This window comes from Halobacterium wangiae (assembly GCF_021249345.1).
GTDB lineage: Archaea > Halobacteriota > Halobacteria > Halobacteriales > Halobacteriaceae > Halobacterium > Halobacterium wangiae.
On the sequence record NZ_CP089588.1, the window covers coordinates 54609 to 73562 of the forward strand.

At 69.3% G+C, this 18954-nt stretch carries 20 protein-coding genes; 8 read left to right on the plus strand and 12 right to left on the minus strand.

Annotated elements, in window-relative coordinates; all coding sequences use genetic code 11:
* Positions 1-54 precede the first annotated feature (54 nt).
* Positions 55-1458, minus strand: a complete 1404-nt coding sequence (locus LT965_RS00255) for a cryptochrome/photolyase family protein (protein WP_232702008.1) — start codon at positions 1456-1458, stop codon at positions 55-57.
* Between the two features lie 37 nt (positions 1459-1495).
* Positions 1496-1945, minus strand: a complete 450-nt coding sequence (locus LT965_RS00260) for a PaaI family thioesterase (RefSeq protein WP_232702009.1) — start codon at positions 1943-1945, stop codon at positions 1496-1498.
* A 92-nt stretch (positions 1946-2037) separates the two neighbouring features.
* Here LT965_RS00260 and LT965_RS00265 point away from each other — a divergent pair, with 92 nt between their 5' ends.
* On the plus strand, positions 2038-3597 hold the full coding sequence (locus LT965_RS00265) for a long-chain-fatty-acid--CoA ligase (RefSeq protein ID WP_232702010.1): 1560 nt from the start codon (positions 2038-2040) through the stop codon (positions 3595-3597).
* 48 nt (positions 3598-3645) lie between these two features.
* Here the strand turns inward: LT965_RS00265 and LT965_RS00270 are convergent, their stop codons facing one another.
* A complete protein-coding gene (locus LT965_RS00270) occupies positions 3646-4476 on the minus strand; it encodes a DUF5694 domain-containing protein (RefSeq protein ID WP_232702011.1) in 831 nt (276 codons plus the stop codon).
* A gap of 66 nt (positions 4477-4542) precedes the next feature.
* The gene (locus tag LT965_RS00275) at positions 4543-5427 is read right to left on the minus strand and encodes a DUF7351 domain-containing protein (RefSeq protein WP_232702012.1); all 885 of its coding nucleotides are present in this window, start codon (positions 5425-5427) and stop codon (positions 4543-4545) included.
* A gap of 112 nt (positions 5428-5539) precedes the next feature.
* Here LT965_RS00275 and LT965_RS00280 point away from each other — a divergent pair, with 112 nt between their 5' ends.
* The 4 genes from LT965_RS00280 to LT965_RS00295 all read left to right on the plus strand — a co-directional run bounded on the left by LT965_RS00280 (position 5540) and on the right by LT965_RS00295 (position 8790).
* The gene (locus tag LT965_RS00280; RefSeq protein ID WP_232702013.1) at positions 5540-6304 is read left to right on the plus strand and encodes an SDR family NAD(P)-dependent oxidoreductase; all 765 of its coding nucleotides are present in this window, start codon (positions 5540-5542) and stop codon (positions 6302-6304) included.
* On the plus strand, positions 6301-7305 hold the full coding sequence (locus LT965_RS00285; protein WP_232702014.1) for a TIGR04024 family LLM class F420-dependent oxidoreductase: 1005 nt from the start codon (positions 6301-6303) through the stop codon (positions 7303-7305). The genes LT965_RS00280 and LT965_RS00285 overlap by 4 nt, the downstream gene beginning before the upstream one ends.
* 68 nt (positions 7306-7373) lie before the next feature.
* The gene (locus LT965_RS00290; protein WP_232702015.1) at positions 7374-8345 is read left to right on the plus strand and encodes a quinone oxidoreductase family protein; all 972 of its coding nucleotides are present in this window, start codon (positions 7374-7376) and stop codon (positions 8343-8345) included.
* Positions 8346-8430: 85 nt separating this feature from the next.
* Positions 8431-8790, plus strand: a complete 360-nt coding sequence (locus LT965_RS00295; protein ID WP_232702016.1) for an Ig-like domain-containing protein — start codon at positions 8431-8433, stop codon at positions 8788-8790.
* A gap of 74 nt (positions 8791-8864) precedes the next feature.
* Here LT965_RS00295 and LT965_RS00300 read toward each other — a convergent pair whose 3' ends face one another.
* The 3 genes from LT965_RS00300 to LT965_RS00310 form a co-directional block, all read right to left on the minus strand.
* A complete protein-coding gene (locus LT965_RS00300) occupies positions 8865-9452 on the minus strand; it encodes a GNAT family N-acetyltransferase (RefSeq protein WP_232702017.1) in 588 nt (195 codons plus the stop codon).
* Positions 9453-9627: 175 nt separating this feature from the next.
* Complete coding sequence (locus tag LT965_RS00305; RefSeq protein WP_232702018.1) at positions 9628-10308, minus strand: 6-hydroxymethylpterin diphosphokinase MptE-like protein; 681 nt, start codon at positions 10306-10308, stop codon at positions 9628-9630.
* Positions 10309-10440: 132 nt separating this feature from the next.
* A complete protein-coding gene (locus tag LT965_RS00310) occupies positions 10441-11556 on the minus strand; it encodes a dihydropteroate synthase (protein ID WP_232702019.1) in 1116 nt (371 codons plus the stop codon).
* A gap of 94 nt (positions 11557-11650) precedes the next feature.
* Between LT965_RS00310 and LT965_RS00315 the strand changes: the two genes are divergently transcribed.
* Both LT965_RS00315 and LT965_RS00320 read left to right on the plus strand, forming a co-directional pair.
* A complete protein-coding gene (locus LT965_RS00315; RefSeq protein ID WP_232702020.1) occupies positions 11651-12193 on the plus strand; it encodes a DUF8114 family protein in 543 nt (180 codons plus the stop codon).
* Positions 12186-12938 carry an RNA methyltransferase gene (locus tag LT965_RS00320; RefSeq protein WP_232702021.1) on the plus strand — a complete coding sequence of 251 codons (753 nt, stop codon included), beginning with the start codon at positions 12186-12188 and terminating at the stop codon, positions 12936-12938. The genes LT965_RS00315 and LT965_RS00320 overlap by 8 nt, the downstream gene beginning before the upstream one ends.
* Before the next feature lie 6 nt (positions 12939-12944).
* On the opposite strand, the gene LT965_RS00325 is transcribed toward LT965_RS00320, so the two are convergent.
* Together LT965_RS00325 and LT965_RS00330 are read right to left on the minus strand one after the other, a co-directional pair.
* Positions 12945-13400, minus strand: a complete 456-nt coding sequence (locus LT965_RS00325) for a MaoC family dehydratase (RefSeq protein ID WP_232702022.1) — start codon at positions 13398-13400, stop codon at positions 12945-12947.
* Between the two features lie 48 nt (positions 13401-13448).
* Positions 13449-14384 carry a DMT family transporter gene (locus tag LT965_RS00330; protein ID WP_232702023.1) on the minus strand — a complete coding sequence of 312 codons (936 nt, stop codon included), beginning with the start codon at positions 14382-14384 and terminating at the stop codon, positions 13449-13451.
* 143 nt (positions 14385-14527) lie between these two features.
* Between LT965_RS00330 and LT965_RS00335 the strand changes: the two genes are divergently transcribed.
* Positions 14528-15013: an Lrp/AsnC family transcriptional regulator gene (locus LT965_RS00335; RefSeq protein ID WP_232702024.1), complete on the plus strand. Its 486-nt coding sequence runs from the start codon at positions 14528-14530 to the stop codon at positions 15011-15013.
* On the opposite strand, the gene gatE is transcribed toward LT965_RS00335, so the two are convergent.
* Genes gatE through LT965_RS00350 form a run of 3 tightly spaced genes read right to left on the minus strand, consistent with a single transcriptional unit; the run spans position 15010 to position 18896 of the window.
* Positions 15010-16878 (minus strand): Glu-tRNA(Gln) amidotransferase subunit GatE, encoded by a 1869-nt coding sequence (gene gatE, locus LT965_RS00340; RefSeq protein WP_232702025.1) that lies wholly within the window; start codon positions 16876-16878, stop codon positions 15010-15012. The genes LT965_RS00335 and gatE overlap by 4 nt on opposite strands.
* 36 nt (positions 16879-16914) lie before the next feature.
* Positions 16915-18411, minus strand: coding sequence for a PH domain-containing protein (locus LT965_RS00345; RefSeq protein WP_232702026.1), 1497 nt, complete (start codon positions 18409-18411; stop codon positions 16915-16917).
* Positions 18408-18896, minus strand: coding sequence for a PH domain-containing protein (locus tag LT965_RS00350; RefSeq protein ID WP_232702027.1), 489 nt, complete (start codon positions 18894-18896; stop codon positions 18408-18410). Before LT965_RS00350 ends, LT965_RS00345 begins: the two co-directional genes overlap by 4 nt.
* Positions 18897-18954: the final 58 nt, after the last annotated feature.

Here is an 18954-nt window from a genome sequence, read left to right on the forward strand (position 1 = left end):
AGGGCTGTACGGACTGTACGGCGGCCTTACCTGCGAGTAGGCCGACAGTTCGAGTCATTCGGCGTCGCCGCGGGCCCGCTCGAACGTCGCGATGGCTTCCTCCCGGCGCTCCGCGTGGTCGACGATGGGGTCCGGGTAGTCGGGCGCTACGTCCGCCCGCTCCTCGGGCGAGAGGTCGGCCCACGCGTGAATCTTCGCCGCGGGAACGTCGCGCAACTCGGGGACGTACTCCGTGATGTACGCCGCGTCCGGGTCGTAGCGCTCGCCCTGCGTCGTCGGGTTGAACACCCGGAAGTACGGCTGGGCGTCGGTGCCCGTCGAGGCAGCCCACTGCCAGCCGCCGTTGTCGTTGGCGGTGTCGTGGTCGACGAGGTGCTCGCGGAAGTGGGCGTACCCCTCGCGCCAGTCCACCAGCAGGTCCTTCGTGAGGAACGCCGCGACGATCATCCGCACGCGGTTGTGCACGTAGGCCTCCGTCCGGAGCTGTCGCATCCCGGCGTCCACGATGGGGTAGCCCGTCTCGCCGGCCTTCCACGCGCGGAGTTCCGCGGGGTCGTCGCGCCACTCGATGGGCTGCTCGTACTCTTTGAAGTTCTCCGTCACGACGTCTGGATTGAACTGCAGTACCTGCGCGTAGAACTCCCGCCAGGCGAGTTGGCCCTGGAACTCTCGGACGCTCTCGCGTTCGTCCTCGCCGTCCGCCTCGGCCAGCGCCGCCTCGGTCCGCTCGTACAGTTCGCGGACGCCGAGCGTGCCGAACTTCAGGTCCGCCGACAGCCGGGAGGTCGCGCCCTCGGCGGGGTAGTCCCGCGCGTCCTCGTACCGGAAGACGTCGCGTTCGCAGAACGCCTCGAGGCGCTCGCGTGCCGCGGCCGTCCCGGCCGCAGGAAGCTCGGCGTCCGGGTCCGCGAAGCCGAGGGCGTCGGCGTCGGGGAGCGAATCGCCCGCCACGTCGGCGATGGTTCCTGCCTCGGGCTCCGGTGCGGGGTCGTCTTTCTCCCGGTCGCGCCACTTCTTCCAGAAGTACGTGTAGACTGAGTACGGGTCGCCCGCGTTCGTGCGGATCGCGCCGGGTTCGTGGAGGACGGCGTCGTGGAACTGCTCGTGGGTGGTGGCCTGCTCGTCGAGGGCCGCGCGCACCGCCTCGTCGCGCTCGTGGGCCAGCCCCGAGTAGTCGTGGTTCCAGACGACGTGGTCGGCGCCGAACTCGCGGGCGAGGTCCGGAATCACCGCGGAGGGGTCGCCGTGGCGCACGAGCAGGTCGCCGCCGAGTTCCCGGTAGCGATCGCGGAGCGCGGCGAGCGCGTCGAGCATGAACGCTACCCGGGATGGCGCGGCGTGTTCCAGGACGACGTCGTCGAAACAGAAGACAGGGACGACGTCGCCCGCGTCGGCGGCCGCCGCGAGCCCCACGTTGTCCGCTGTGCGGAGGTCCCGTCGGTGCCAGAACAGTTGCATACCTGCTGGTGAGCGTTCCACGCCCGTAATCCCCTGGTCAGTCCGACCGGAACACGCGGAACGACCCGCGCCCGACGGCGACCTCCTTCTCGTCACCGTCGTCGTCCTCGGCCGTGACCTCGACCTCGGCGACGCCGACCGTAGAGCCGACACGCACCACCTCGGCCTCCGCGACGAGGTCGCCCCGGGCCGGCCGCAGGTACGAGACGTTGAGGTCGATGGTCGCGACGCCGGCTTCGACCGGGTCGTCGAGGGACGTGCGCACGGCGAGTCCGCCCGCGGTGTCGATGATGGTCGCGGCGATACCGCCGTGGACGTTGCCGCGTCCAGCGCCGTGGTTCGCGAGTTTCTCGTGGTACGGGACGCGCATCGTCATCTCGCCCTCCTCGACGTCCTCCACCTGGAGGTCGAGGAAGGAGAGGAACCCGTGGTCGTCAACGTAGGACTGGATGAACGCCTGCGCGTCGTCCGCGTCGAACGCCGTCATGTCTGGCCGTGGGGTGGCTGCCCGCATAAGCCCACCGAGGCCACCACGACGCAAAGCTTCTTGAGCGAACACTCCGTGATACCAGTTGACACATGACGAACCTCGTCACGAACGTCGAGTCAGTCGTCGCAGACTACCCCGAGGAACCGGCGCTGGTCTTCCGGGACCAGACCGTCTCCTACCGGGAGTTCTGGGCTCAGACCGGCCAGTTCGCGGCGGCGCTCCGCGAACACGGCGCCGAACCCGGGGACAGGGTCGCAGTCTACCTGCCGAACCTCCCGCAGTTCGTCGTCGCGTTCCACGGCGCGCTCCGGGCGGGGTGTGTGGTGGTGCCGATGAACCCGCAGTACAAGAGCCGCGAGATCGGTCACCTGCTGGAGGACTCCGGGGCGAGCACCGTGATTGCGCTCGCGGACCTCGTCCCGTTCGTCCAGCAGGTACGCGCGGACACCGACGTCGAGCAGGTCGTCACGGTCGGCGGGGAGGCCGACGTGGGGACCCCGTTCCGGGAGTTCCTCACCGGCGGCGACGACAGCGTCGCCGAGCGCGCGGACGACGACGTCGCGGTCCAGCCGTACACCTCGGGGACGACCGGCCAGCCGAAGGGCGTCGAACTCACCCACCACAACCTCGCGTCGAACGCCCAGCAGTCCGTCGACATCATCCCGGACGGCATCGCCCCGGGCGACAGACAGCTCGGCGTGCTGCCGCTGTTCCACATCTACGGGATGACCGTGGTGATGAACGCGACGCTGTTCGGCGGCGGCGCGTACTACCCGCTCCCCCAGTGGGACGCACAGGAGGCGATGTCGCTCGTTGAGGACGCCGAACTCACGCTGATGCACGGCGTCCCCGCGATGTACAACGACGTCATCAACCAGCCGAACGCCGAGGAGTTCGACCTCTCCTCGCTGCGGCTCTGTGGCGTCGGCGGGTCCGGCATCCCAGTCGAGGTGCTCCGGCGCTTCGAGGAGCTCTACCCCGTGAAGATCTACGAGGGGTACGGACTCACGGAGACCAGCCCGGTCACGCACTTCAACAGCCCGAAGTGGGGCCGACGCGTCGGCTCGATCGGGAAACCGCTGGAGGGAGTCGACGCCCGAATCGTCACCGGCGACTTCGAGGACGTGGACCCGGTCGAGGAAGGACCGCTCGACGAGGACGAAGTGGACATCGACGAGGTCTCGGGTGAACTCGTCGTCTCGGGGCCAAACGTGATGCGCGGGTACTCGGGCCTCCCGGAAGCCAACCGTGAGGCGTTCTCCGAGCGCGACGGCCAGCGCTGGTTCCACACGGGTGACCTCGGTTACCACGACGAGGACGGCTACTTCTACGTCGTCGACCGGAAGAAGCACATGATCAACACGGCGGGCTACAACGTCTACCCCCGCGAGGTAGAGGAACTGCTCTTCGAGCACGAGGCGGTCGCCGACGTCGCGATCGTCGGCATCCACGACGACCGGCGCGGCGAGACGGTGAAGGCGTTCGTCGTGACGACCCCGGACGCAGACGTCACCGGGGACGAACTGAAGCAGTTCTGCCTGGAACGCCTCGCGGAGTACAAACACCCCCGCGAGGTGGAGTTCGTCGAGGAGCTACCGCGGACGACCACGGGGAAGGTCAAGAAGTTCGAACTGGTCGGGGAAGCGTGAGGATCGCCAGTAGAACCGCTCGGCTGTCGGCCCGTCTCGTCTCCGCCGTCAGTCCTCGAGGACCGGAACTGGACTGACCGGACAGAGCAGCGGGACGTTGTCGAGCAGGTGACGGAGAACGTGGACGTGGCCCTGGCCGACGACAAGGACTACCCGGTCGGTGTCGGTCCCACCGGCGACGCGGCGGAGGTTCTCGGCGGTCTTGAGGTTGCGCTCGTACCAGCCTGTGAGGAGTCGCGACCCGACGTAGCGGTCCTCGGGACCGCCGAATGCCCCGGCGAAGTGCGTGCGATCGTTCGTCCGGAGGTGCTCCTCGCGGTTGTACCACGCGAGGAACTCAGTGACCGACGCGTTGTCCCACTTCTCTACGTGGTCTGCGTAATCGGGGACGAGGAATTCCGGGAGGGATTCGACCGCCGCGTCGACCTGTTCCTCGAACCACTCGTCGTCGACGTCACGGTCGAGGTGCGCCGCCATGTCCATCATGGAGTCGACGGCGTGGACCCGATCGTGGTCGAGATGGGCGGCGAGACGGAATCCGATCTGGACCACTTCACTCTGGCAGGTCACCTCGGGGTCGTCCATTCCCATCCGTGGCGACTCGATGGTGTACTGTTCGTCGAATGCACGCTCGCCTGTCCGGTAGTCGGTGTACAGCGCGTCGACGTGGTCCTGATGGCGGTGGGAGCGCTCGACGGCGACGGTGTCTGGCTCCCAGTCCGCGAGGCGGTCGGTCAGCGCCTCGAACTCGCGCTGTCGGTCGTCGCCGAGCACGCCTGCGACCCGTGGACTGTCGAGGTGGCTGGTGCCGAGCAGCAGCACGCGAGTCTGCTCGGGTGTCGGTTCCGGCCAATCGTTCCGCGGGGCCGTCGGTGTCACGCACTTGTGCACGCGAGAGCAGGGATTAACTGTTCGTAGAACGGCCCTTCTGTTGGTCTGTTGTTACTAGTCGCGCACTTCGACCACGTCCAATTCGGCGTCGAAGACGAACGTTCGCCCCTCGTCGTCCAGCGGGATCGGGAGGGCGATGCGCAACGGGTTCTCGGACTCGACGGTGCCGCGCCCCGTCTCGATCCACGCCAGTTCCCACGCCGGCGTCTCGCGGAGGTCGATGCCGTGGTCGTGGTGGTAGGCGGCGACGAGAGGGTGGGAGAGCACGGCTATCTGGACGGCCGCGTTGTACGTCTCTCCGCAGCGCTCGCAGTCGTGGAATACCATCCCGAGGAGGCCGCTGCCCGCGAGCCACTCCGGGGCATCGGGATCGTCGCTGAGGTGTAGCCGCCGGTCCAGTTCGCCGTAGCAGTTCTGGCAGATGCCCACGTCGGTGGCCGCAGCGCTCATCCGACTCCAGCGTCCGAGGACGCCCGGCGTGTCGTCGACGTCGTGGTCCGCGAGGAGGCCCGCCGGCACCTCGGGGTTCGTGAACTTCGCCTCGCACTCCGTGCAGTCGATGGCGACGCCGTGGTCCCGGAACCTGGCGACCTGGGGCGCGCCACAGTTCAGGCACTCGGCGTCGACGGGGACGGGGTCGGCGTCGAGTGCACCGGTGTACCCACCGGCGAGCACTGCTCCGACGAGACGCTTCCCCGGCGCCGATATCTCGTAGCCGTCGTCGGTCTTGGTAACGAACTGGCCAGTGAGCTCGCCGAGGTGGTAGTTGAACCGCCCGGGGTCGTCGACGCCCACCCGGTCGCGCAACGCCGAGAACGCCAGCGGTCCGTCCGCCGACTGGAGCGCGCTGAGGGTCGCGAACCGGGTCTCGTCGCTCACCAGTGAGAACGCCTCCTCGGCGGAGAGTCGCTCCACCAGGGGGTCTTTGCCGCTGCTCATACCTGGGGCCACGGAGTTGACACTGATGAGCGTTCGCCCCGAGGCTCGAAACCCGACGCGGGTTGTCAGTCGTTGACACAGTTTTATGCATGGCGGCGGCAAAGTTCGCGCCATGACAGACCGATTCTCCGTGTCCGGCACGGCAATCGTCACGGGCGCGTCGAGCGGTATCGGACGGGCCGTCGCCGAGCGGTTCGCCGCGGACGGCGCCAACGTCGTCGTCTGCTCGCGCGAGCAGGAGAACGTCGACCCAGCGGCCGAAGGCATCCGCGAGGACGGCGGGACGGCGCTCGCCGTCGAGTGCGACGTGACCGACCGCGACGCCGTGGACGCGCTCGTCGACGCGACAGTCGAGGAGTTCGGCGGCCTCAACGTCCTCGTGAACAACGCCGGCGCGAGTTTCGTCGCCGGCTTCGAGGACATCTCCCCGAACGGCTGGCAGACCATCGTGGACGTCAACCTCACGGGCACCTACCACTGTACGCAGGCCGCCGCCGAGCACCTCAAGGACGGCGGCGGGAGCGTCGTCAACCTCGCGAGCGTCGCTGGCCAGGAGGGTGCGCCGTACATGAGCCACTACGCCGCCGCAAAGTCCGGTATCATCAACCTCACGCGGACGCTGGCGATGGAGTGGTCGGGCGAGGACGTGCGAGTGAACTGCATCGCGCCCGGGTTCGTCGCGACGCCCGGCCTCGAGTCCCAGATGGGTGTCTCCGCCGACGATATCGACCGCGAGGAGGTCGACCGACGCATCGGGGTGAGCGAGGAGATAGCGGACGTAGCGCGGTTCCTCGCGAGTCCGGCCGCCTCGTTCGTCGTGGGTGAGACGGTGACCGCTGGCGGCGTCCCGCAGGGCGAGGAGGTGCCGTCGCTGTGACCGACCGCACCATCCACCTCCCGGTCGCCGCCCAGGACTCCCTCGACGACGTGCTCGACATCGGCGTGCGCGCCGAGGAACTCGGCTACGACCGGGCGTGGTTCCCCGAGACGTGGGGCCGCGACGCGGCCACGACGCTCGCCGCACTCGCCGACCGCACGGACGACATCGGCGTCGGGACGAGCATCGTGAACACGTACTCCCGCAGTCCCGCGCTCGTTGGCCAGACCGCCGCGACGCTCCAGGAGCACTCCGACGGTCGGTTCCGCCTCGGCCTCGGGCCGAGCGGTCCCGCGGTCATCCAGGGGTGGCACGGCGAATCCTTCGAGCGACCGCTCCGGCGCACCCGGGAGTACGTCGAGATCGTCCGGCAGGTGCTCTCCGGCGAGCAGGTGGACTACGACGGCGACCTGGTGCAGACGCGCGGCTTCCGTCTGCGCCAGGACGCCCCCGAGCCGGCGCCCGAGATCGACGTCACGGGTATGGGGCCGAAGGCCGTCGAACTGGCGGGCCGGTTCGCGGACGGCTGGCACGCCCTGATGTTCACCCGCGAGGGGTTCGCCGAGCGCCTCGACGACCTGCGGACCGGCGCGGAACTCGGCGGCCGCGACCCCGAGGACGTGCGGACGACGTTCGTGCTCCCGTGCTGTGCGCTCCCGGACGCCGACGCCGCACGGAACCTCGCGCGACAGCACCTCGCGTTCTACGTCGGCGGGATGGGGGACTTCTACCGGAACGCGCTCGCTCGCCAGGGGTACGAGGAGGCGGCCCACGCCATCTACGACGCGTGGCAGGACGGCGAGCACGAGCGCGCGGTCGGCACCGTGAGCGACGACCTGCTCGACGCGCTGGCCGCCGTCGGCACACCCGAGCAGGTGAGGGAGCGCTACGAGGCGTTCGCCAGCATCGACGGTCTCGACGCCGTCGCCGTCTCGTTCCCGCGGGCGGCCGACGGGGAGGTCATCGACGCGACGATGCGGGCGCTGGCGCCCGAGCGCTGACGGGAACCCGATCCCCGTTTCCCGGGGTTTGAGCCGCCTTTTTGCGCGTGGCCCGCGTACCAGTAGTCGTGCAAACAATCGAGGTCACAGAGTTCGGCGACGACGACGTACTGGCGCGCGTCGAGCGCGACCGACCCGAACCAGGTCCGGGCGAGGTACTGATCGACGTCGAGGCGGCGGGCGTGAACTTCGCGGACGTGATGCAGCGCCGCGGCCACTACCACGGTGGGCCGGAGCCACCGTACGTACCCGGGATGGAGGCCGCCGGCACTGTCGCAGCCGTCGGCGACGGAGCCGACCGAGAGGTCGGCGAGCGCGTCGTCGCGATGGTCGGCGGCGGAGGCTACGCGGAGTACGTCACGGCGCCCGCGCTCGCGCTGTTCGACGTGCCGGAGTCGATGTCGTTCGCGGAGGCCGCGGGCTTCCCCGTCCAGTTCCTCACCGCCCACCACTGCCTCCACGACTGGGGCGGACTCGACGCGGACGAGTCCGTCCTCGTCCACGCCGCGGCGGGCGGCGTCGGCACCGCAGCGGTCCAGCTCGCCGACCACCACGGCGCGGAGGTGTTCGGGACGGCGAGCACCGCGGAGAAGCTCGCGCTCGCGGAGCGACTGGGCTGTGACCACCCCATCAACTACACCGAGGTCGAGTTCTCCGAAGTCACCCACGACCTGACGGACGGCGCGGGCATCGACCTCGTGCTGGACGGCGTCGGCGGGGAGACGTTCCGGGAGAGCGTCGACGCGCTCTCGCACTTCGGGCGCGTCGTCGCCTACGGTGCGGCCTCCGGCGAACCCGGCACCGTCGACACGGCGACGTTGCTGTTCGGCAACAAGTCCGTCGAGGGGTTCCACCTCGGCCAGGCGATGGAGCGCGACCCCGAGCGCGTCTACGCGGCCGTCCCTGAACTCTCCGCGCTGCTCCGGGACGACGTCCTCGAAGTCGTCGTCGGCCAGACGTTCGACCTCGCGGACGCCGCCGAAGCTCACCGGGCGCTCGAGAACCGCGAGACCACCGGGAAGGTCGTCCTCGAACCCTGAGCGGCGAACCGGGGCCGCGAGTCGGGACTACTACGATTCCTTGACTCATCCAGACACTTTTCCGTCCGGTGGACGACGGGTGGGTGTGAACGGACGATTCCGGCGAGTCGCCCTCGGCGTCCTCCTCGCGCTACTCGTCGCCTCGGCGGGTTGCAACGCGTTCGACGACGGCCCCGCGACAAACCTCCTCCTGGTGAACAACGACGACCAGCGGCACGACGTTCGCGTCGAGGTCCTGCAGGACGGCGAAACGCAGTACACCTCCGAGAAGACACTGCCAGCGGAGTCCCAGGCCGACCTCTCGTCGTTCGAGGGGTCGGGCGAGTACACGGTGGCCGTCACCGTCGACGGGACGACGACCGGACGGACCCACGAGTTCGGCAGCGACGACGAGACGCTCTCCATCGGCGTCCAGAACGACGGCTCGGTGATCGTCGGCGGGTAGCTACACGGGGACCGACTCGATCCCCCCGCGGCGGCCGTCGAGCACCCAGCGCGTCGCCACGGTCGGCCCGGACTTCATCGGTTCGCCTCGTACTCCGCCCGCAGAATCGAGTAGCGGTACAGTGGGGTGACGGTGCCGTCGGGTCGGCGCGTCTCGTGGCGGAGACAGCCATCGAACTGGCCGCCGAAGCGCTCGACGACCGACTCGATCATCCGTCTCGACGCCTCGTTCTCCGGGTGGCAACTCGTGTAGTACGCGTCGAGGTCGTAGCGTTCGAACGTCTGGCGGACGAACTCGCGGGCGCGCTCGGACCCGTAGCCACGGCCCCAGAACCGCCGTGCGAGGACGACGCCCGACCCCGCCCTGCGTTCGTCCCATTCCGGGTCGAACGACGCGAATCCAGCGAACTCCCCACTCCCGGACTCGTCGCCGACGGGGCGCACGACGTACCACGCCTTCGCTCGTTCCTGCCAGCGCTCGCGTGCGACGTCCTGGAACGCCGCGACGTCGTTCACCGTCTCGAAGCGGTACCACGGCATGTGCTCCGTGACGTCCGTCTGCCAGGACTCGGTCCGCGTGCGTTCGTGCAGTTCGATGGGGTCGGCGTCGTGGACCGGCGTCAGCACCAGTCGGTCGGTCTCCACTCGGTCGGTGAATACCATGTGTTCTCCTCGAATTCGCGGGAGAAAGGCGCTGACGGCCGCGGACACGTCTTCCGCAACGCTCAATAGGGTTTTACTACGTAGTCTCGACTGAGGGATTCTCCCGGGTGCCAGACGGTGGGTAGCGACCGGACCGCGTTTCGCCGATCGTCGGCTGTATCGGTCGGTGAGCGTGCTACTCCACGACGGATCGGATCCCCGCGCGCCGACCGTCGAGCACGCCGAATCGCTCGCCGCGGCGGGACTCCAGCCAGTAGAGGAGGCGCTCGGCCCACGCCAGTTTCTTCGCCTTCTCCGGGCCCACGTCGGGGTCTTCGAAGTCCCACCCGGGGAAGACGAGTTCCGCGGCGCCGCAGTGGTCCGCGAGGAACGCCGCCCGGTCGCCGTCCGTGAACCCGCCGAAGTTCCGCACCGGGCCAGCGGGTTCGGCCTGCGTCGTCCCGAGGACGTGGTCGGCGTCGAACGTCGGGACGTGTTCGCGGACGGCGGGGACGTTGTCGCCGTGGGCGTGTGCGGCCACGGGGACGCCGGCTTCCGTGAGTCGGCGCGCGGTTCCCGGGTTCTTGTCGAGGTCGGTCACCATCACGTCGACGTCCACCCCCGCGTCGGCGAGGACGTCGACGGCCGTCGACGCGGCGAACACGCGGTCCGCAGTCGCCGCGACGTCCGTCTCGTCGGCGAGAGCGGGCGCACCGCCGGCGATCGCGACGCGCTCGCCGGCACAGTCCAGCCGCGAGACGTCGAACTGGTCGACGTACTCGGCGAGGACGTCGCGGGCGCGCTCGTCGGCGGCCCGCGGGTACCCGAAGTCGGCGAGTATCGTCTCGTAGACCGGCTCCCAGTCGTCGAACTCCATGGCTGTCACTACTCGGTGCGATAAATGAAAGGATTCCGTGGTCCGAGCCGAGACGCCCCGCAAAGTACCCCTACCCGGCGGGTGTCCGGCTTCCAGTCCCGGCTTCTTGCCCCGCCGGTATAAGCTTTCCCGTTAGTTGCCAACTCCCTTCCAGGTGGTCGCAAGTTCGCCCAGAACACCCTCTCGGCCCGCGATCGCCGCCGACGCGGCCCGTAGCGTCCTGACTGTCCCGGCGACGAACGCCGGGTCCTCGCTACTGACTGCTACGCCGGCGTCGGCGAGTTCCGCCCGTTCTCCGTCGTCGAGGCCGTGAACCACGTACGCCCGGGCCGCGGCGTCCGTCGCTACGTCAGCGTCGCCGCCGAGTCGCTCGACGTGGCGCTCGGCCTCCCGGACCGTGGTCGCGTCCAGTTCCTCCACCGCGTCGGACCGAGTCCGGTCCCGGGCGAACGCCTGCCCGACGAGCGCCGCGTCCCGGGTCTCCGCCACGTCGTGGGTGCGGATCACGTGGGCGCCGCGTTCGACGGCCATCGACGTCGCCGCCAGCGAGACGGGGAGCGCCTCCTCCGTGGAGCGGTCGGCGAGTTCGCGGAGGAAGTTCTTCCGGTTGATGGAGACCAGGATGGGGTAGCCGTGGCCGCGGAACTCCCGGAGACGCCTGAACGTCTCTCTGTCGTCGTCGGTCGTCTTGGCCGCCGACCAGCCGCCGAACGCGGGGTCGACGATGGTCTTGTCCGTGAAGCCGTTGAGCGCGAGCGCGTCGTAGATGTCGTCCACGGACTCGACGGCGCCTGGTCGTTCGAGGTCCGGGGGGCTGGCCATCTTCGCGACGGCGACGTCGTGGGCCTCACAGACCGCCGGCATCTCCGGGTCCGCGAAGCCGCAGATGTCGTTGACCATGTCGAACCCCCGCGAGAGCGCCTCGTCGGCCACCTCGCTGTAGCGCGTCTCGATGGAGAAGACGGCGTCGCCCTCCACGCGCTCGATGGTCTCGACGGCCGTCTCGAGACGGTCGAGTTCCTGCTCGGCGGAGAGCACCTCGAAGCGCTTGTTCGCCGACTCGAGGCCGACGTCCACGATGTCCGCGCCCTCGCCGACGAGCGCCTCGTCGACGTACGCGGCGGCGTCCGCTGGGTCGTCGAAGACGCTCGGGTCGTACGGCGATTCCTTCGAGACGTTCAGCACGCCCATCACGCGGGGCGGGTGGTCGTCCCCGATGGAGAGGCCGGCGGCGTCGACCGTTCGCATACTCCCACAGCGTATCCGGGCGTCCATAGGCGATGCGGTTCCGGCGACGCGGGCTTCAGGCGACTTATGTGGCGGCGCTGCCAACAGTCGGGCGATGACGAAGGTGAGCATCGGCTTCCGGGGGTGGCGCTTCGACGAGGACGAGGTGTTCGACGAGAACGGCGACTACCGGCCACTCAAGGAGATGAGCGAGGACACCCGCGAGCGACTCGGCCGACTCCCGCTGCTGGCCGACAGGCCCTGCGACGCCTGCTACCTGAGCGACGGAGAGAGTGACAACTCGCCGACGGCGGTGTACGGCGAACCCGGCGCGGAGGTGCTCGTCTGCGACGACCACGAGCCGGAGTTCTACTACTGGTTCCTCGAGGACGGTGGGGACGAGCACCGCGGCACCGAGACGCTCCAGGACGCCTTCCACGAGTGGTTCGCGGCCGGGAACCGCGCGCCCGACTGGTACGACGGCCCCGACCACGTGGAGACCGAACCCGAGAACCTGCCGGAGCCGGACCTGGACAACGTCGAGGCGGTGAACGTCGAACTGCCCGAGGACGAGCAGTCGAGCGTCGACCTGCGAGACGTCGAGGAGAGCCTGCGGGGCGCGGACATCGAGATGGACTACCCGACCGCAGATGAGTGAGGGCGGCGAGAGTGAGAACGGCGAGAAGCGCAGCAAGCCGGCGGTCGCGGTCGTCGACGCGAAGACCGCGGGGAACGTCGGCACCATCGCGCGGGCGATGAAGAACTTCGGCTTCGAGGACCTGCTGCTGGTCGACCCGCCGTACCTCGGCCGTGACTCCGAGGCGTACGGCTTCGCCGGGCAGGCCCGCGAGGACGTGCTGCCGAACGCCACGGAACTCTCCTTCGACGAACTCGCCGAGAACTACCACACGGTCGGCTTCACCGCGGTGACGAACCAGGACGCGACGAAGCACGCGCGCTTCCCGTTCCGGACGCCCGCGGAACTCGGCGCGAGCCTCGCGGACGTCGAGTCGAAGACGGCGCTCGTCTTCGGCCGCGAGCGCGTCGGCCTCACGAACGAGGAACTCGAGCGCATCGACGAGGTGTGTGCGATCCCCGCGAGCGAGGAGTACCCCGTCCTGAACCTGGGGCAGGCCGCGACCGTCGCGCTGTACGAACTCCGGGGGCTGGCGATGGGGCGTGACCAGTTGCCGGACGTCGAGCGCCACCGCGCGACGGAGGCCGAGATCGAGGCGTTCTACGAACACGCCGCTGAGTTCCTCGACGCCGTTGACTACCCCGAGGAGAAACGCGAGAAGACGCTCCGGATGCTCCGCCGGATGCTCGGGCGCACCCACCCGACCGGACGGGAGATCAACACGGTCCACGGGCTGCTGCGTCGCGCCGAGAACCGGATGGAGTGAGGCGAGTTACTGTTCTGCGTCTCGGCGCTCGTACATGCTGATGGGTTTCATCGACGCCTTCACCTCGCCGTCCTGGTTCGTCGTCGTCAGTTTCGTCCGGACGATGCCGCGGCCAGGGTCGCTCTCCATCGGGCGCTTCGACAGCACCTCGACGTGGAGTGACAGCGACTCGCCGGGGAACGTCGGGTTCGGCCAGCGCAGTTCGTCGACGCCGATCGCGCCGAGGCTCCCGGCCTCCGAGAGGTGCTGGTCGACGAGCAGTCGCATCGACATCGCGGCGGTGTGCCACCCGGAGGCAGCGAGGTCGCCGAAGTGGGACTCCTCGCGTGCGCGCTCGACGTTGACGTGGAACCACTGCGGGTCGTACTGCTCGGCGAACGCCACGATCTCCTCGGCGGTCACCTCGTAGGTGCCGAACTCCATCGTGTCGCCGACCGAGAGGTCCTCGAAGTAGACGGACATGGAGTGGCCTTCGACGGTCGGGGTGGTAGCTGTTGGGTTCGCGGCGGGTCAGTACGAACGCACCGCGTCGGCGGTGTCGAGGGCGACGGTGGACAGCGTCTCGCGCTTGAGGAGGGCGAACCCGAGGAAGATAGCGGCGAAGCCGACGACCGCCTGTGCGTCGACGACCTGGCCGAGCAGCGCCCACGCCGCCACCGCCGCGACGACGGGTTCGAGGTAGCCGACGAGGTTGAGTTCGGTGGCACCGATGCGGTCGAGCAACTCGAAGTACATGAGGAAGCCGACACAGCCCGATATCAGGGTGAGGTAGACGAGACTCGCCACGGCTGGCGCGGTCCACTCGACGCCCGAGAGAGACTCGCCGCGGGCGCCGGCGCCGACCCAGAGCACCGCCGAACCGAGCAGCATCGCCCAGGCCTCGAGCGTCTCGATGGGGAGGCCGGTGGAGAGCGGGCGGGCGAGCACGGCGCCGAGGGCGAACGCCACAGCGCCGACGAAGACGAGTGCGACGCCGAGGAGGTCGGTGCCCCCGCCGCCGGGAGCGGCGACCGCGGCGACGCCGGCGAAGCCGAGGAACAGTCCCATCCCCTCGACGAGGTCGACGCTCGCGTCGTCGAGGAGGCCGGTGGCGAACGCAGTGGTGAGGATGGGCGTGAGGCTGACGACGATGGCGGCGACGGCGCCCGACACGCGGAGTTCGCCGAGGTAGAGCGCGCCGTGGTAGACGGCGATGACGAAGACGCCGGCGACGGTGACGGCGAACCACTCCCGGAGACTCCGGGGCCGCCAGCGGTCGGTCGCGTACGCGGCGTACGCGAGGATGATCGCGCCGGCGACCGTGTACCTGAGGGCGGCGAACGACAGTGCGGGGACCGTGTGCAGGCCGACTTCGATGGCGACGAACGAGGTGCCCCAGAACGCGGCGAGCAGCAGGAACATCGCCGTCGTGGGCGACGGGGCGAACGAGGAGTGACGGTAGCTCATATACACCCAACCATACGGAGGTATATTAGACTTATCTTCAAACTTCGTTCGAGAAGTAGGATTTGGTGTAATTTAACGGTCGGTCGTCGTCGATGGGACCGACTCCCACAGGCTTTTGCCGGCGGTCGCCGACTCGGGGAACAATGGACGAACGCGACGTGCGCCTCCTGAAGGCCATCTCCGACCTCGGCACCGGCAGTCCCGAGCGACTCCACGAGGAGACGGACATCCCCGTCTCCACCATCCACTACCGGCTGAACAACCTCCGCGAGGAGGGCGTCGTCGAGAACGACCTCTACGACCTGGACCTCGACGAACTCGGCCTCGGGGTCACCGTCGTCCTCGAAGTGCTCACCAGCTACGAGGGGAGCTACGAGGACGTCGGCGAGAAAATCAGCGCCATCGAGGGCGTCACGCAGACGTTCTTCACGATGGGGGAGACGGACTTCATGGTTGTCGCGCGGCTCCCGGACTCCGAGGACGTCGAGCGACTCATCTCCGACTTCGAAGCCATCCCGGAGGTCGACCGGACGAACTCCACGTTCGTCGTCGAGGAACAGAAGGACGTCACGCGGCCGCTACAGAGCTACGACCTGGAGACGCTGCTCGCAGAACTGGCCGACGACTAGCTCCGGGCCTGGATCTCCTCGCGCAGCACCTCGCTGACGAGGTCGCCGTCCGCCTTCCCGCGTAGCGCGCCCATGCACTCGCCCATCAGCGCGGAGAACGCGCCCATCCCCTCCGCCTCGACCTGCCCGCTGTTCCGTTCGACGACCTCCGAGACCGCCTCCCGGACCTCGTCCTCGCCAGCGGAGCCGAGACCGAGTTCCTCCGCGAGAGCCGCCGGGCCCCGCTGGGGGTGCTCCGCGAGCCCAGTCAGCAGGTCCGGTACGCCCTCCTGGGCGAGTTCGCCCGCGGCCACGAGGTCGAGAACGCTACGGAAGTGGTCGTCGGTGAGGTTCTCGACGGCGACGTCGTCGCGGCGGATCTCCGTCACCGTCGATTCGAGCGTCTGTGCGGCGAGCGTCGCGTCGACGCCCGACTCGACGCTCTCCTCGAACAGCGGCCAGCGGCGCCCGAACGCCACCTGCTCGGCGAGCCCCTCGCCGAGGTCGAACTCTGACTGGTAGCGCTCGACCTTCTCCGTCAGCAGTTCGGGCACCGTCACGTCCGCGAGGTCCGGGTCGACGGGCGGTACGTCCGTCTCGGGGTACATCCGCGCCGCGCCCGGGAGCGGACGGAGGTAGCGACTCGTCCCGTCGTCGTTCGCGCCCCGCGTCTCCTCCGGCACGCCCTCGATGGCCGTCTCCGCGCGTTCGGCGACGGCTCCGATGGCGCTCTCCGCGACGGCCGGTTCGTCGGCGACGATAGCCACCGCGTCCGCGTCGCCCGCGCCGACCGCCTCCCGCAGCGCCGCGACTTCGTCCTCGGTGACGCCGTACGCGGGCAGTTCGTCCGTGTGGAAGATGCCGCCCGCGCCGTGGCGCTTCGCGTGGTCGGAGAACTCCGTGCCGAGCCGGCGGTCGTCCTGCAGTTCGCGGCCCACGAGGCCGTCGAAGCCGGAAAGCAGGACGGCGTGCACCTCGCCACCGTCGTCGATTGCACCGCGGACGACGCCGGAGTCGGTATCCGCGAAGACGTCGGTCACGTCCTGCGTGTCGCCCACGCTGGCGTCGCGGTCGTCGAGTTCCTCGCTGATGTCGACGAGTTCGACCTGTCGGCGGACCTCCTCGCGCACCAGGTCGTCGATGTCGTCGAGGCTCTGGACACCCTTCATCTCGACGCGCGCGCCGTCGGCGATGGAGACGTTGACGTCCTGGCGGATGGTGCCGAGGCCGCGCTTGACCTGTCCCGTCGAGCGGAGCAGCATGCCGATGGTCTCGGCGGCCTCGCGGGCCTGCTCGGGCGAGGCGATGTCCGGCTTCGTCCCGATCTCCACGAGCGGGATGCCGAGGCGGTCCAGCGAGAACAGCACGCCGTCCTTGCGTTCCTCGATGCGCTGGGCGGACTCCTCCTCGAGCATCACGTCCTCGACGCCGACCGGCCCCTCGCTCGTCTCGATCTCGCCGTCCTGTGCGACCAGCGTCGAGCGCTGGAACCCGGAGGTGTTCGACCCGTCGATGACGACCTTCCGCATCACGTGCGCGCGGTCGACGACGTCCATGTCCAGCAGTTCGGCGATCTCCAGGGTCGTCGCCAGCGCCTCCTCGTCGAGGCGGTGGGGCGGTTCGTCGTCCTCCTCGACGAGACACGTCGTGTCGTAGGCGAGGTACTCGAACTCCCGTTCGACCTTGCTCTCCTCCAGGGCCGCCTCGTCGATCTCGCCCAGCTCCGAGCGCGTCGGGTGGAGGTAGCGCGTGAACGTCCGTCCGGAGGCCTCGGGCTCGCGGAGCTCGGTCGGGCACTCGCAGAACAGCTTCGTCGCCGTGTCGAGTTGCTGGTGGATTTCCAGCCCGGCGACGAGGCCCAGTTCGTCGTAGTCGAACTCGGTCATTACGTGGAGGTGTGCGGCCGAACGGTAAAAAACCGTTCAGTCGCTCCCGAGCGCCGCCAGCAGCTGTGACTCCACGCGGTCGGAGATCTCGTCGGCCTCTGCGTCGTCGCGGTCCAGCGCGGCGGCGTCGCTCCCCGCGATAGAGCGCGAGCCCGCGGTGTCGACGACGACCGAGGTGAGCGACCAGCGCCGCTGGAAGACGGTCTGGCGCCGGATGACGGTCTGCACGCGGTCGTAGGGGACGATACGGGTCTGGCGTCGCCAGAACCCGGTCTGGGTGACGACGTGGTCCGGCCCGAGGTCGTAGCCGCGGTTCCGGTGGGCGCGCTCGGCCGCGGGAACCGCCAGCACGAGCAGCGGGACGAGCGCCGACCACGGGAACGAGACGAGGAACCGACTGATCGCGTAGCCGACGGCGAGCAGACCGACACCGACGAGCAGGTACCGCCGGACGTAGCGCTTCCGGGCGCGTTCTGGCGGTCGGGAGATGTCGAAGGCGTGGAACGGCTCGAGGGTGTTCGCCATCTCGAACACCGCCTCGCGCGAGGCGATCGGGATGGCGGCCTCGGAGCCACCGCTCGGCGAACTCCCGGGGGCGTACCCCGCGGTCTCGACGGCCAGCGACGCGAAGCCGTAGCGCCGCATCAGGACGTTCTCCTCGACGGAGACCGTCTGGAGCTTCGACAGCGGGATGGTGCCGTCTCTGACCTCGAAGAGCCCGCGCTCGTAGCGCAGGTCGTCGCCGACGCGCCGGAGTTCGAAGCCGTAGAAGCGCACCATGCGCGCGAGCGCCGAGACCAGCCACAGCGCGGCCATGCCGACCAGGGCGACCGCGACGAGCAGGACGACGCCGAACCGCGTTATCTCGACCCGGTCGCTGACGAACGGGACGAGGAACGGCGCGAACGCCAGGACGCTGGAGAACAGCCGCGGGTCGAAGGACAGCGCGCCGTACAGCGCTAGGTCGCGGTTCGAGAGCTCGAACAGCGTCTCGCCGCGACGGGACGTCCCGGTCTCCTCCTCGCCGGCCAGGCCCTCGGCCAGTCGCTCTCCGGGCGCCTCCTCCGTGGTCCGTTCCGTCCCCGTCTCGCCCTGTGCGGCGGCGCGACGCTCCCGGACCTCCTCCTGGAGGCGCTGGGCCTCCTCGCGGGAGACGTACCGGAGGCTGGCCTCCGTGCCGCCCCCGCCAGCCGTCTCCACCTCGACCTTGGCGAGACCGAGCAGTCGGGCGACGAACGACCGCGTGACGTCGACGTTCTGGACGCGACGGAGCGGAATCTCGCGTTCCCGCCGGGAGAAGACGCCCGAGTAGATGTCGAGGCTGTCGGGCGTGAGTTCGTACTCGAAGCGGCGGTAGTACGCCACCTCGTAGGTGACCACGGCCGCGATGGCGAGCACCGCGAGCACGACGGCGCCGCTCGTCAACACGGGGTCGCCCTGGGCGAGCGCCACGCCACCGACGAGGAACGCCCACGCCAGACCGACGCCGCGGGAGACGACGCGGTACGGGATCGACAGCGGGTGGAGCTTCATACGGCGTCCCCGGCGTCGCCCTCGGTCGGTTCGCTCTCGATGGCGAGGCGGCGGAGCGTCTCCTGGGCTTCGTCGGCGCGTTCGGCCGTGAGTCCGGGTATCGACACGTCGGCACCGCGGGACCCCGCGGTGTAGACGACGACGCTCCCGAGGCCGAGCAGGCGCTGGAGCGGCCCGCGACGCGCGTCGACGTGCTGGACGCGGACGTACGGGACGACCGTGCGCACGCTCACGAGGACGCCGCGCTCGATGTACAGCGTGTCCTCGCGCACCTCGAAGCGCCACGCGCGGTAGCGCAGGAGGAGGTGGACGGTGCCGAGGATGCCGAGGGAGCCGAACACCGCTGCGACGGCGACGACGGGGGAGACGACCTGGAGGAAGCCGACGTTGGCGACGGCGATACCCACGACGACGGCCGCGACGGTAGCGAAGACGATGACGCGGACGAACCAGATGAGACGAATCCGCGAGTCGAGTCGTTCCATGCGTTCGGGTTCGGTACGAGGCTTAAGAAAGTAGGCGGAGCCTACCTGGCGTCGCGAG